Origin of the sequence: Streptomyces nanhaiensis (assembly GCF_046614825.1) — a bacterium.
Classification (GTDB): Bacteria; Actinomycetota; Actinomycetes; order Streptomycetales; family Streptomycetaceae; genus Streptomyces; species Streptomyces radiopugnans.
In genome coordinates, this window is sequence record NZ_JBKJFM010000007.1 from 13,291 (window position 1) to 27,038 (window position 13,748).

General features: G+C 74.4%; 8 protein-coding genes. 1 reads left to right on the top strand and 7 read right to left on the bottom strand.

Translation table 11 applies throughout. The annotated features are described in order from the left end of the window. Positions 1 to 119 precede the first annotated feature (119 nt). Genes ACLIYP_RS03945 through ACLIYP_RS03955 form a run of 3 tightly spaced genes read right to left on the bottom strand, consistent with a single transcriptional unit; the run spans position 120 to position 3,799 of the window. A complete protein-coding gene (locus tag ACLIYP_RS03945; protein ID WP_412711730.1) occupies positions 120 to 1,175 on the bottom strand; it encodes an ABC transporter ATP-binding protein in 1,056 nt (351 codons plus the stop codon). Then, on the bottom strand, positions 1,172 to 2,761 hold the full coding sequence (locus ACLIYP_RS03950; RefSeq protein ID WP_412711731.1) for an ABC transporter permease: 1,590 nt from the start codon (positions 2,759 to 2,761) through the stop codon (positions 1,172 to 1,174). The genes ACLIYP_RS03945 and ACLIYP_RS03950 overlap by 4 nt, the downstream gene beginning before the upstream one ends. 6 nt (positions 2,762 to 2,767) lie before the next feature. Then, a complete protein-coding gene (locus tag ACLIYP_RS03955) occupies positions 2,768 to 3,799 on the bottom strand; it encodes an iron ABC transporter substrate-binding protein (protein WP_412711732.1) in 1,032 nt (343 codons plus the stop codon). A gap of 263 nt (positions 3,800 to 4,062) precedes the next feature. Between ACLIYP_RS03955 and ACLIYP_RS03960 the strand changes: the two genes are divergently transcribed. Then, positions 4,063 to 6,666 carry an AMP-binding protein gene (locus ACLIYP_RS03960; RefSeq protein WP_412711733.1) on the top strand — a complete coding sequence of 868 codons (2,604 nt, stop codon included), beginning with the start codon at positions 4,063 to 4,065 and terminating at the stop codon, positions 6,664 to 6,666. Positions 6,667 to 6,696: 30 nt separating this feature from the next. Here ACLIYP_RS03960 and narI read toward each other — a convergent pair whose 3' ends face one another. The 4 genes from narI to ACLIYP_RS03980 are packed head-to-tail and all read right to left on the bottom strand — an operon-like array spanning position 6,697 to position 13,608. After that, positions 6,697 to 7,476, bottom strand: coding sequence for a respiratory nitrate reductase subunit gamma (gene narI, locus ACLIYP_RS03965; protein WP_412711734.1), 780 nt, complete (start codon positions 7,474 to 7,476; stop codon positions 6,697 to 6,699). Next, positions 7,473 to 8,297 carry a nitrate reductase molybdenum cofactor assembly chaperone gene (gene narJ, locus ACLIYP_RS03970; RefSeq protein ID WP_412711735.1) on the bottom strand — a complete coding sequence of 275 codons (825 nt, stop codon included), beginning with the start codon at positions 8,295 to 8,297 and terminating at the stop codon, positions 7,473 to 7,475. Before narJ ends, narI begins: the two co-directional genes overlap by 4 nt. Then, positions 8,294 to 9,904, bottom strand: a complete 1,611-nt coding sequence (narH, locus tag ACLIYP_RS03975; RefSeq protein ID WP_412711736.1) for a nitrate reductase subunit beta — start codon at positions 9,902 to 9,904, stop codon at positions 8,294 to 8,296. The genes narJ and narH overlap by 4 nt, the downstream gene beginning before the upstream one ends. After that, a complete protein-coding gene (locus ACLIYP_RS03980) occupies positions 9,904 to 13,608 on the bottom strand; it encodes a nitrate reductase subunit alpha (RefSeq protein ID WP_412711737.1) in 3,705 nt (1,234 codons plus the stop codon). Before ACLIYP_RS03980 ends, narH begins: the two co-directional genes overlap by 1 nt. Positions 13,609 to 13,748: the final 140 nt, after the last annotated feature.

A 13,748-nucleotide genomic window follows, 5' to 3' on the forward strand; every position in this document is an offset into this window, starting at 1 on the left:
GCGGTGGCCGGCCGGCCCGGCGGCCGTCCTCAGCGCCACGCGGGGAACGCCAGGGCACGCCCCCGCCCGGCGAGAGGGCCGAAGGCCCCCTCCGGGGACCGGGCGGCCCCGGCCGCCGGTCACCGGTGCAGGGTCGCCTCGCCGGTGACGCGGACACCGGTCCGCTGGCCGGGGCGCACGGTGACCGGCCCGGCGACACGGACGTCCACGGGGTCGTCCAGCCCGTCGACGCGGACGGTCACCATGGCGTCGTGCCCGTAGAAGCACACGTCGGTCACCGTGCCACCGGTCCCCTCCGGCCCGTCCTGGACGAGGTGGAGCTGCTCGGGCCGCAGCAGTACCGTGCCGCCGGGCGCACCGCCGGCCCGGGCGCCGTCCCCGCCGGACGCGGCGAGCGGTATCCGGCCCAGCGCGGTGGCGGCCGCGCCGTCCTCGGCCGAGCCGGGAAGCAGCACGGCGTCGCCGACGAAGCCCGCCACCCACAGGTCGGCGGGGTGCCGGTAGACCTCCTGGGGGGTGCCGCACTGGGCGACCCTCCCCTTGCGCACGACCGCCACGAGGTCCGCCGCGGACAGGGCCTCCTGCTGGTCGTGGGTGACCAGGAGCGCGGTGGCGCCGGTGGCGCGCAGGGCGGCCCGGACGTCGGCGCGTACCCCGGCGCGCAGGGCGCTGTCCAGGGCGTTGAACGGCTCGTCCAGCAGCACCAGTTCGGGCCGCGGGGCCAGCGCGCGGGCCAGGGCGACCCGCTGCTGCTGGCCGCCGGAGAGCTCGTGCGGCATCCGGTCCCCGTATCCGGCGAGACCGACCAGCTCCAGCATCTCCGCGACGCGCCGGCGGGACTCGCCGCGGTCCAGGCCGGTCAGCCCGAAGGAGACGTTGCGGGCCACGCTCAGGTGCGGGAAGAGCGCGCCCTCCTGAGGCACGATGCCGACCCGGCGGCGCTCGGGCGGCACGTGCGTCCCCGGGCCCTCGACCGTGCGGCCGGCGATCGCGACGGTCCCCGAGTCCGCGCGCAGGAAGCCCGCGATGATGCGCAGCAGGGTGGTCTTGCCGCAGCCGGAGGGGCCGAGCACGGCCGCCAGGGCGCCGGAGGGGACCGCCAGGTCCAGTCCGTCGAGCACGGCCGCGCCGCCGCCGTAGGACTTGGACAGGGCGTCGATCCGCAGTTCGGTCATGTGCGGTGCCTCCCGAGCAGGTACGAGGGGACGGCCGCCAGGAGGATGAGCGCGGCGGCGTAGGGCGCGGCGGCGGCGAACGAACCGGAGCCGGTCTCGGTCCACAGGCGGGTGGCCAGGGTGTCCGTGCCGGTGGGGCTCAGCAGCAGGGTGGCGGGCAGCTCCTTCATGCACACCACGAAGGTCAGGGCGGCCCCGGCCGCCACACCGGGCGCCGCCAGCGGGACGGTCACCTCGCGCAGCACCCGCAGCGGCGAACGGCCCAGCGAGCGTGCCACCTCCTCCAGCACGGGCGGGGCCTGGAGCACGGCGGCGCGCGTGGCGGCCACCGCGACCGGCAGGAACAGCACCGCGTACGCGCAGATCAGCAGCGGGAGTTCCTGGTAGAGCGGGTAGGCGTAGCGCACGGCGAAGAACACCAGGGACAGCGCGACGGTGATGCCGGGCAGCGCGTGCCCCGCGTAGGCGGCCTGCTCCAGCAGGTGGACCGCGCGCCCCCGGTGGCGGGCGGCGATCACGCCGACCGGCAGCGCCAGCACGGTGGTGAGCGCGGCTCCGGCGGCGGCCACGCCGAGGGTGGTCCAGGCGGTGCCGGCCAGCCGGGCGGGGTCCCACGTCGCGGAGTTGCCGACGGCCAGCCAGTAGCCGAGCGTGCCCAGCGGGAAGGCGACGGCGGCGGCGGTGACGGCGGCGCACCAGGCCAGGGCGGGCACGCGCAGACGCCCAAGGGGGTGGGGGACGGAGGGCCGGGCGGTGCCGGTGCCGGTGCGCGCGTGGGCCGCGCGCCCCCGGGTCCGCGACTCGGCGGCGACCAGGGCCACGGTCATCAGCACCAGGACGACGCTGAGCGCCGCGGCCGGGGTGCGGTCGAAGCTGGCCCGGTAGGAGGTGTGGATGGCCCGGGTGAAGGTGTCGTAGCGCAGCAGGGAGACCGCGCCGAAGTCGGAGAGCACGTACAGCGCCACCAGCAGTCCTCCGCCGGCCGCGGCGGGGCGGATCTGGGGGAGGGTGACGCGGACGAAGGTGCGCACCGGGCCGAACCCCAGGGAGCGGGACGCCTCCTCCTGTGCGGGATCCGTGCCGCGCAGGGCGGCGGCGACCGGCAGGTAGACGTACGGGAAGCTCACCAGGGTCAGCGCCAGCGCGGCCCCGGTGAAGCCCGCGGCCCCGGGAACGGCCGACAGCCAGGCGAACGCCGCGACGTAGCTGGGCACCGCCAGCGGCAGGGTCACCAGCACCGACCAGGCGCGGGCCCCGGGCAGGGCGGTGCGCACGGTCAGCCAGGCCAGGGAGACGCCAAGCACCAGGCAGGCGGACACGACGGCGGCGGTGAGCCCCAGGCTGCGGCCGAGCAGCACGGCGGTGCGCTCGTCGGCGACGACCTCCCAGGCGTAACCGGGCCCCCGCTCCAGGGAGCGTACGGCCAGGTAGCCCAGGGGCAGCAGCGCGAAGACCGCGGCCACCGAGGCGGGGACGACCAGGGCCCAGGGGGGGCTGCTGCCGGCACGCCGGCGCCCGGCCGGTGCGGAGGAGCCGGCCGGGCGGGCACCGGGACGTGCCCGGGTGGTGTGTTGCGGTGCGTGCACGGTGGCTCAGACCATCCCGACGTCCTGGAGCATGGCCAGGGTCTCCTGCAGCGAGTCGAGTTCGCCCAGGTCGATCTCGGGGGAGTCGAGGGACTCCAGCGGCGGCAGGTCCTTCACCGAGCTGTCGACCCCGGCGGCCAGCGGGTACTCCTTGGTCTCGTCGGCGAAGTAGGTCTGCGCCTCCTCCGAGAGGAGGAAGTCGACGGCCTTGCGGGCCTCCTCGCTGCGGCCGCTGTCCTTGAGGACGCCCGCTCCGGCCACGTTGACCAGGGCGCCCGGGTCGCCGCCCGGCAGGAAGTGGAGCCTGGCGGTGACCGCGCCGGCGCCCTTCTCCGCGACCCGCTCGTACCAGTAGTAGTGGTTGATCAGGCCGAGGGAGACCTCCCCGGAGTCGACCGCGTCCAGTACGGCGATGTTGTTGGTGTACGCCTTCGCGCCGTTGGCCTTGAGCTTCTCCAGCCAGGCACGGGTGGCGTCGTCGCCCTCCAGGACGCGCATGCCGGTGACGAACGCCTGGAAGGAGGCGTTGGTCGGCGCGTAGCCGACCTTGTCCTTCCAGCGGGGGTCGGTCAGGTCGTGGACGCTGTCCGGGGCCTCGGCGGCCTTCTCGGGGTTGTGGGCGATGACACGGGCGCGCCCGGAGACGCCTATCCACTCGCCGCCGGTGGCGCGGTAGGCGGGGTCGACCTTCTCCAGCGTCCTGCTCGGCAGCTCCTCCAGGCGCCCCTCCTTGGCGAGGGCGCCCAGCGCTCCGGCGTCCTGGGAGAAGAACAGCGCGGCCTCGCTCTTGTCGCCCTCCTCCAGGAGCTGGGCCGCCAGTTCGGCGCTGTCGCCGTAGCGGACCTCGACCTCGGTGCCGACGGCCTTCTCCAGCTTGTCCAGGATCGGCTTGACCAGCTTCTCGTTGCGGCCCGAGTAGACGACGAGCGCGGACCCGTCCTCCTCGCTCCCGCTTCCGCCGCCGCAGGCCGCGACGGCGGGGAGGAGCACGGCCGCGGCGAGGATCGCGGCGAGACGGCGGACCGGTGGGCGTCGCATTGTGAGGCCTTCCTTGCTGGGTTCGCCTCCGTCACCGCGAGGCGCGTCCGGGGCGGACGGCGGAACGGCGTAGAGGAGGAACGTTCGACGCCCAATGAATAAGGTAAACCTAACCTAAAGGTCAAGCGGGGCGGCCGGCTCCGGGACCTTCGGCCTGCCGGGCGGGGACCTTGTGGCCACGAATCCCGACATTCCGCACCATCCGGCGCGGAAGCCGGACCCCCGGATTCCGCTATAAGGTTAGCCTTACCTATGATTCGGCCGTGACGTACCGATCCCACCCTCACCCCGGCACCGGGGCGGTCCCGTTCGCCCGCGCCCTGGGCGCCCACGGCGACCGGACCGCGCTCATCACCGCCGACGGTGGGATGACCTACCGCGAACTCGCCGCCCGGGTGGCGGCCACCGCCCGGCGACTCGGACGGCAGCGGCGGCTGGTGCTCCTCGCCGGCGCCAACAGGGCCGACGCCCTCGTCGTCTACCTCGCGGCGCTGGCCTCCGGCCACCCCCTCCTGCTCGTCCCGGGCGACAACCCCGAGGCCGCGCGGTCGCTGACCGCCGCGTACGACCCGGACGTGGTGGTGCGGCCGGACGGCGGGGAGTGGGTGATCGACGAACGGCGCGAGGTCTCCGCGCACGAACTCCACCCGGACCTCGCGCTGCTGCTGAGCACGTCCGGATCGACGGGGTCGCCCAAGCTGGTCCGCCTGTCGCACGAGAACCTCCAGTCGAACGCGGAGTCCATAGCCCGGTACCTGGGCATCCGCGACGACGACCGGGCCGCCACGACGCTGCCCCTGCACTACTGCTACGGCCTGTCGGTCGTCAACAGCCACCTGCTGCGCGGCGCGGCGCTCATCCTCACCGAGCTGTCGGTGGCCGACCCCTGCTTCTGGGACCTGTTCCGCGCCGGCCGCGGCACGTCGTTCGCCGGCGTCCCGTACACCTTCGACCTGCTGGACCGGATCGGCTTCGCCGGCATGGACCTGCCCCACCTGCGGTACGTCACCCAGGCGGGAGGCAGACTGGCCCCCGACCGCGTGGCCCGCTACGCCGCCCTGGGACGCCGGGCGGGCTGGGACCTGTTCGTGATGTACGGCCAGACCGAGGCGACCGCGCGCATGGCCTACCTCCCGCCGGAGCTGGCGGCCTCCCGCCCCCAGGCCATCGGCGTCCCGATACCCGGCGGCTCCTTCCGGCTCCGGCCCCTTCCGGACCGCCCCGGCCCGGACACCGGCGAGCTGGTGTACGCGGGCCCGAACGTGATGCTGGGCTACGCCGAGACCCCGGCGGACCTCCGTCTGGGCCGGACCGTCCGGGAACTGCACACCGGGGACATCGCCCGGCGCGCGGAGGACGGGCTGTACGAACTGGTGGGGCGGCGCAGCCGGTTCGCCAAGATCCTCGGCCTGCGGGTCGACCCGCAGCAGGTCGAGGCGGTGCTGGAGCGCCGGGGCATCCCCTCGTGCTGCGTCGGCGGCGACGGCGAGCTGGTCGTGGCCGTCTCCGGGGGCGCGGACGCCGCGGACGTCCGCCGGCTGGTGGCCGGCGAGTGCGGCCTGCCGCAGCGGGCCGTCAGTGTGCACGCCCTCACCGAACTGCCCCGGCTCGCCACGGGCAAGCCCGACTACCGGGCCGTACGCGACCTGGCGCGGAAGGCCGCCGGGAAGGCTCCCGCGACCACACCCGCGACCGCGCCGCGGCCCGCCGCACCCGGGAGCGCCGGGCCCGCGGACCTGTGCCGCCTCTACGCCGAGATCCTCGACCGCACCGACGTCACCGAGGACAGCAGCTTCGTCGGCCTGGGCGGCGACTCGCTGTGCTACGTCGAGATGTCGCTGAGGCTGGAGGAGGTCCTCGGCCCCCTGCCCCCCGACTGGCACACACGGCCGATCCGCGACCTGCGGCCCCGCGAGGACCGGAGGCCGGCCACCGCGCGACGGCGCACCCTGGAGACCGGCGTGGCCCTGCGCGCCGTAGCGATCGTCCTGATCGTCGGCTCGCACATCCCGCTCTTCTCCGTCCAGGGCGGCGCGCACGTGCTGCTGGGGGTGGCGGGGTTCAACTTCGCGCGCTTCCACCTCACCTCCGCGCGGCGGCGCGAACGCGTCCGGGGCGCCTGGCGCGCCATCGCGCGCGTCACCGTGCCCAGCCTGGCCTGGATCGTCCCTGTGGTGCTGGTCACCGGCGCGTACGACACCGCCAACGCCTTCCTGCTCAACAGCGTCGTCGGACCGCGCGACGGCCGTACGGAGTGGCACTACTGGTTCATCGAGACGCTCGTCTACTTCCTGGTCGTGATGACCGCCCTGCTGTCGCTCCCGGCACTGGACCGGATGGAGCGGAGGTTCCCGTTCGGCCTCCCGGCGGCCCTGGCGGCGCTGGGCCTGGTCACCCGCTACGACCTCCTCGGCCTCGACATCCGGGTCCACCACCTGACGCCGATCGTCGTCTTCTGGCTGTTCGCGCTGGGTTGGGCCACCGCCAGGGCGGTCACCGTACGGCAGCGGCTGCTGGTGACCGCGGCGGTCCTGGTCACCGTCCCGGGCTTCTTCGGCCAGCCCGCGCGGGAGGCGGTGGTCGTGGCCGGGCTGGCGCTGCTGGTGTGGGTCCCCAGCCTGCCGAGCCTGGGACCGCTCAACCGCCTGGCGGGCCTGCTGGCGGGCAGCTCGCTGTACATCTACCTGACGCACTGGCAGGTCTACCCGCACCTGAAGGACCACTCGCCGCTGCTGGCGCTGTTCGCCTCGCTGACCGTGGGCATCGCCTACGGCGCCGTGGCGACGCGCCTGGTGCGCCGGATGCCGCTCCCGGCGCACCGCCGGGGGAGCGGCGGCCCGGTGCTCTCCCGGGTGCCCGCCACCTGACCCCCCGGGCGCGCGCCGGCGTACGCGCGCTCAGCGGACCGAGTGCCGGTCAGCACCCCGCCGCGCGGCGGGGGACCGGACGGTGGGGGGCGCGGTGGCCGCGCGCCGCCGGTAGACCAGGTAGGGCCGGGTCAGGTAGCCGACCGGGGCGGACCAGACGTGCACCAGCCGGGTGAACGGCCAGGCGGCGAAGAGCAGGCAGGCGGTCAGGGCGTGGAGCTGGAACAGCAGCGGCGCGTCGGCGATCGCCTCGGGCCGGGGCCGCAGGGCGAACAGACCGCGGAACCACACCGACACCGTCGAGCGGTAGTCGTAGCCGCCGCCCGCCACGTTGTGCACCACCGTGGCGGCGATGCCCAGCAGCACGGTCGCCGCCAGCAGCGGGAAGAGCAGCTTGTCGGAGTGGTCGGTGGTCACCCTGATCCGGCGCGAGAGCAGCCGCCGGGCGCACAGCATGCCCAGGCCCGCCACCATCGCCGCACCGGCGACGGTGCCCATGACGACCGCGGCCTGGTGGTAGAGGTGCTCGGTGATCCCGGCGGCCTCGGTCCAGGAGGCCGGGACGGCCAGGCCGACGACATGCCCGGCGATCACCGCGAAGGCGCCCAGGTGGAACAGCGGGCTGCCCCAGCGCAGCCAGCGGTGCTCCAGCAGCTGGCTGGTGCGGCTGGTCCAGCCGAACTGGTCCTGCCGGTAGCGCCAGACGTGCCCCACCACGAAGACGGCCAGGGTGGCGTAGGGGAAGGCGACCCACAGCAGCAGGTCGGCTCCGGACGGGGCGGCCGCGAGCACGGCGCCTGTGGGACTCATCTGCGGGTCTCCGTTTCCGTTGTGCCGAAGGGGGCGGCGTTGAAAGGAGCGGCGCCGGGTGGGAAGGCATCGGGTGGGAAGCCACCGGGCGGTACGAGCGTGGGCGCGGCCTGCGGCGGCGGGGTGAAGGCGCCCGGCGGGGCGAAGCCCCCGGCGTCCGGACTCCCGTACGGCGCCAGTCCCACCTCCTCGTCCGGCGGGCCGTTCGCGGCCAGCTCCGCCACCGCCGCCAGATCCGCGTCCGTCGGCGGCGGCAGCAGGGTCAGAAGGGCCGCCGGCACGTGCCGGTAGGGCGAGCCGGCGTCGGCCAGGGAGTGCCGGATCAGCTCCAGCCCCCGCCGGTGCTGGCGCAGCGGCGCCTCGCCCGTGCCCGGCCCGGCCAGTGCGGCGAACTCCAGCACCAGCGGCAGGTGGTCGGGCAGCTCGCCGCCGCCTGCCTCCCAGCCGGCCGCCCGGTAGCGCCGGGCCAGGGCCAGCAGGGCCATGCCGCGCCGCCGGGTGTCGCCGTGCAGGTAGTAGGTGAGGTAGAGGCTGCTCCTGCGCCGCAGGTCGAAGACCTCCACGTAGTGCCGCTCCAGCTCCTCCGGCGCGGCCTCGCCGAACCAGTCGGCGAAGGCGGCCAGTTCCTCCGCGGCCGGCGACGGCGGCAGGGCTCCGGCCGACTCGGCCAGGACCGGCCGGGCGGCGACCAGCTCGCCGTCCGGGTACTGGAGGAAGAGCGAGACCAGCCGCAGCAGCAGGGCCCTGTGCTCCGCCTCCTCCGGCGAGTGGCGGCCGGGGCGCCGGGCCGCGGGACGGACACGGGTGCGCAGCGGGTTCACCGGGTGCCTCCGGCAGGTCGTGCGACGGGGTGGGTCCCGGTGTGCGGCGCGTCCGCGCGGCGGCGCAGGGTCGGCAGGCCGAGCATGACCTTCCCGCCCCGGACCGGCCCCCCGCCCGCGGTCTCCACCGGACAGCCCTCCTCCAGGGCGCTCAGCGCGGCGGCGTCCTCGCGGTGCGCGGCGGGGACCACGTAGCGGTCGGCGTACTTGGCCACCGCCAGCAGCCGGTGCAGGTCCTCGGCGTCACGGGGGGACAGTCCCACCGCCTCCAGCGCGCCCGGCAGCCCCTCGCCGCCGAGGGTGCGCTCGCGCATGTGGCTGCGCAGCGCGGTGAGTTTCATCAGCACCCCGGCGACCACATCGGCGTCCCCGGCCGTGAACAGCTCGGCCAGGTACTCCAGCGGGATGCGCAGCCGGGTGACCGCGGCGAAGACGTGGTCGGGGTCGCCGGAGTCCCCGCCCGCCTCGCCCACGGCGTCCAGCACCGGCGACAGCGGCGGGACGTACCAGACCATCGGCAGCGTGCGGTACTCCGGGTGCAGCGGCAGCGCCACCCTGAACCGGGAGACCAGCGCGCGCACCGGGGAGCGCCGGGCCGCGTCCAGCCAGTCCTCGGTGATGCCCGAGGCGCGGGCCGCGGCGGCGACCTCCGGGTCCTCCGGATCGAGGAACAGCTCCCGCTGGGCGTCCAGCAGGTCCTGCTCGTCGGCCACGGAGGCGGCCTCACCGACCCGGTCGGCGTCGTAGAGGACCACGCCCAGGTAGCGCAGCCGGCCCACGCAGGTCTCCGAGCACACCGTGGGCTGCCCGGCCTCGATGCGGGGGAAGCAGAAGGTGCACTTCTCGGCCTTGCCGGTGGCGTGGTTGACGTAGACCTTCTTGTACGGGCAGGCGGTCACGCACATCCGCCAGCCGCGGCAGCGGTCCTGGTCGACCAGGACGATGCCGTCCTCGACCCGCTTGTACATCGCCCCCGACGGGCAGGCCGACACACAGGCGGGGTTGAGGCAGTGCTCGCACAGCCGCGGCAGGTGGAACATGAAGGTCTGCTCGAAGGAGAAGCGCACCTTCTCCACCAGATCGCCCCGGAGGTTGGGGTCGGCCCCGGCGTTCTGGGGCGCGCCGCCCAGACCGTCCTCCCAGTTGGCCCCCCAGGTGATCGAGGTGGGCCTGCCGGTGAGCACCGAGCGGGGCCGGGCCACGGGCACGTCCTGCCCGGCCGGGGCGGTCAGCAGGGTGTCGTAGTCGTAGGTGACCGGCTCGTAGTAGTCGTCGATGGCGGGCAGGTCGGGGTTGGAGAACAGCGACGCCAGCCGCCTCAGCCGACCGCCCGAGCGCAGCACCAGCCGGCCGCGCCGGTCCAGCCGCCAGCCGCCCCTCCACCTCTCCTGGTCCTCGTAGCGGCGCGGGTAGCCCACGCCGGGCTTGGTCTCGACGTTGTTGAACCAGGCGTACTCCACCCCGGTGCGGTTGGTCCAGGTCTGCTTGCAGGTCACCGAGCAGGTGTGGCACCCGATGCACTTGTCGAGGTTCATCACCATCGCCACCTGCGCCATGACGCGGCCGATGGGCCTCTTGCCGGTCTCGTTCCGTCCGCCACCGGGCATCAGTAGTCGACCTCCTGCGAGCGGCGGCGGACGACGGTGACCTCGTCGCGCTGGTTGCCGGTCGGTCCGTAGTAGTTGAAGGCGTAGGTGAACTGGGCGTAGCCGCCGATGAGATGGGAGGGCTTGACCAGCAGCCGGGTCAGGGAGTTGTGGATGCCGCCGCGCCGCCCGCTGACCTCGGTCTTCGGCACGTTCACCGTGCGGTCCTTGGCGTGGTACATGTACACCGTGCCCTCGGGCATCCGGTGGGTGACCACCGCGCGGGCGACGACCACGCCGTTGCGGTTGTACGCCTCGACCCACTCGTTGTCGGCCACCCCGATCCGCTCCGCGTCCTGTGTGCTCATCCAGATCACCGGCCCGCCGCGGGAGAGCGCCAGCATGTAGGCGTTGTCCTGGTACTCGGAGTGGATGGACCACTTGGAGTGCGGGGTGAGGTAGCGCACCGTCACCTCCGCGCGGCCCTCCTCGCCCAGCCGCTCGTCGCCGTAGTGGCGGCCGGTGTTCAGCGGCGGGCGGTACGCCGGCAGCCACTCGCCCAGCTCCGCCATCCAGTCGTGGTCGACGAAGAAGTGCTGGCGCCCGGTGAGGGTGTGCCAGGGCTTGCGCTGCTCGACGTTGACGGTGAACGGCGAGTAGCGCCGCCCGCCGGTCTCGGACCCGGACCACTCGTATGAGGTCATCACCGCCCGCGGCTGGACGCGGGTGTCGGCGAAGGTGATCCGCTCGGCCTCCCGCTCGGCGGCCAGCCAGGCCAGGTCGGTGCCGGTGCGCCGCTCCAGGGCGCGGAAACCCTCGGTGGCCAGCCGGCCGTTGGTCGTACCGGACAGGGCGAGGATCGCCTCGCACATGTGGGTGGCCGTCGCCAGCGAGGGCCGCCCGTCGGCCACTCCGCCGCGCACCGCGCCGTTGGTGCGCCGCAACTCATCCAGCTCCCGGCCGGGGTGGACGGTGACGCCCTTGGTGGTGGTGCCCAGGGTGTCCAGCAGCGGCCCGATCGCGCGCATCTTCTCCGCCACCGCCGCGTAGTCACGCTCGACGGCCACCAGCCTGGGCATGGTGACCCCGGGCACCGGCTCGCACTCGCCCCGCCTCCAGTCCCGCACGATCCCGCCGGGCTGGGCGAGTTCGTCGGCGGTGTCGTGCTGAAGCGGCACGGCCAGGACGTCGGTGCGGGTGCCCAGGTGCTCCTTCGCCAGCTCGCTGAACCTGTCGGCGATGGTGAGGAAGGCGTCGTAGTCGGTACGGGCCTGCCAGGGCGGGGAGATGGCCGGGGTGAAGGCGTGGACGAAGGGGTGCATGTCCGTGCTGGACAGGTCGTCCTTCTCGTACCAGGTGGCGGCCGGCAGCACGACGTCGGCGAACAGGCCGGTCGAGGTCATCCGGAAGTCCATGGCGACCAGCAGGTCGAGCTTGCCCTCGGGGGCCTCCTCGCGCCACACCACCTCCTCCGGCCGGCCCTCGGGCGGCGTCTGCGCCGAGCGCACGGCCGCGTCGGTGCCCAGCAGATGGCGCAGGAAGTACTCGTTGCCCTTGCCCGAGGAGCCCAGCAGGTTGGCCCGCCACACCGTCAGCACCCGGGGGAAGTTGGCCGGGTCGTCCGGATCCTCGGCGGCGAACCGCAGCCGTCCGGCCCTGAGCTCCTCCACCACGTGCTCGGCCGGGGAGACACCCCTGGCCGCGGCCTCGTCGGCCAGGTCCAGGGGGTTGCGGTCGAAGCCGGGGTGGCCCGGAGTCCAGCCCATCCGGATCGCCTGCGCCAGGCAGTCGGCGGTGGACCGTCCGGCGAACCGGCCCTCGCCCAGCGGCGAGGCCAGCTCGCCGGGGCCGAAGGACTCGTAGCGCCACTGGTCGGTGGCCAGGTACCAGTAGGAGGTGCCGGCCATGTGGCGGGTGGGCCGCTGCCAGTCGAAGGCGAAAGCCAGGTGCTGCAGGCCGGTGACGGGGCGGATCTTCTCCTGGCCGACGTAGTGCGCCCAGCCGCCGCCGTTGACCCCCTGGCAGCCGGTCATCGTCGTCAGCGCCAGGAAGGCCCGGTAGATGGTGTCGGAGTGGAACCAGTGGTTGGTCCCCGCCCCCATGGCGATCATCGAACGCCCCCGGGTGCGCTCGGCGTTGCGGGCGAACTCCCGGGCGATCCGCGCCGCCTGCGCGGCGGGCACGGAGGTGATCGTCTCCTGCCAGGCCGGGGTGTAGGGCTGGGAGGCGTCGTCGTAGCCGGTGGGCCAGGCGCCGGGCAGCCCGTCGCGGGCGACGCCGTACTGGGCCAGCAGCAGGTCGAGGACGGTGGTGACCGTCTTCCCGCCGACGCGGCGCACCGGGACCCCGCGCACCATGGCCGAACCGCCCTCGGTCTCACCCTCGTCGAAGCGGGGCAGGCGGACGGCGACGCGCTCCTCGGCCCGCTCCAGCAGGCTCAGCTCGGGTACGGTGCCGCCCAGTTCGAGGTTCCAGCGGCCCTCGCCCCCCTCGCCCCAGCGGAAGCCGAGCGAGCCGTTCGGCACCACGGGGTCCCCGGTGGCCGAGTCCAGCAGGACGGTCTTGAACGCCGCGTTCTCCGCCTCCGCCTCGGCGCCGCCGAGGTCGGCGGCGGTCAGGAAGCGGTCCGGAAGCCAGCCCCCGTCCCGCTCGCGCAGGGTCACCAGGAACGGGGCGTCGGTGTGGCGCCGCAGGTAGTCCAGGAAGTACGGCACTTCGCGTTCCACCAGGAACTCGCGCAGGATCACATGGCCCATCGCCATCGCCAGCGCGCCGTCGGTGCCCGGATGCGGGGCCAGCCACTCGTCGGCGTGCTTGACGCTGTCGGCGTAGTCGGGGCTGACGGCCACCACCTTGGTGCCGTTGTAGCGGGTCTCGGTCAGGAAGTGCGCGTCCGGCGTGCGCGTGACGGGGATGTTGGAGCCCCACATGACCAGGTAGCCGGCGTTCCACCAGTCGGCGGCCTCCGGCACGTCCGTCTGGTCGCCGAAGACCTGCGGGGAGGCCACCGGCAGGTCGGCGTACCAGTCGTAGAACGACAGCAGGGTGCCGCCGACGAGCGACATGAACCGGGCGCCGGCAGCGAAGGACGCCATCGACATCGCCGGGATCGGGGAGAAGCCCGCCACCCGGTCGGGGCCGTACTCCCCGACGGTGTGGACGTGGGCGGCGGCCACCAGCTCGGCCACCTCGTCCCAGTCGGCGCGGACGAAGCCGCCCTTGCCGCGCGCCCGCTTGTAGGCGCGGGCCCTGGCCGGGTCGCCGGTGATCTCCGCCCAGGCCGCCACCGGGTCGCCCAGCCGGCGGCGGGCCTCCCGCCACATCTCCAGCAGCTTCCCGCGCACGTACGGATAGCGCACCCGGCTGGGGGAGTAGGTGTACCAGGAGAAGGAGGCGCCGCGCGGACAGCCGCGGGGCTCGTACTCGGGGCAGTCCGAGCCGATCGAGGGGTAGTCGGTCGCCTGGTGCTCCCAGGTGATGATCCCCTCCTTGACGTAGACCATCCAGGAGCAGGATCCGGTGCAGTTGACCCCGTGGGTGGAGCGCACCACCTTGTCGTGGGACCAGCGGTCCCGGTAGAAGCCCTCCCACTTCTCGTCGCCCGTGCCGTACACCGCGCGGCCGTCGGCCGACACCTCGCGGCGGCTCAGCAGCCGGCGCGCGGCCAGTGGCCAGTCGCGTTCACCGCGGACGGTTCGGGCCCCCGCGTTCTCGTCGTTCGCCATGGCCGGGACGCTATGCGCTCCCACGCCCGCCGGGCCGGGGCCGGAGAGCCCCCGCCGTCCGGCCGGAAGGCCCCCGTCGGGCGGCCGAACAGGGCCGGTCGGCCCCTTCCCCGGGCCGGTCGGCCGGGAACGGCCCGGAA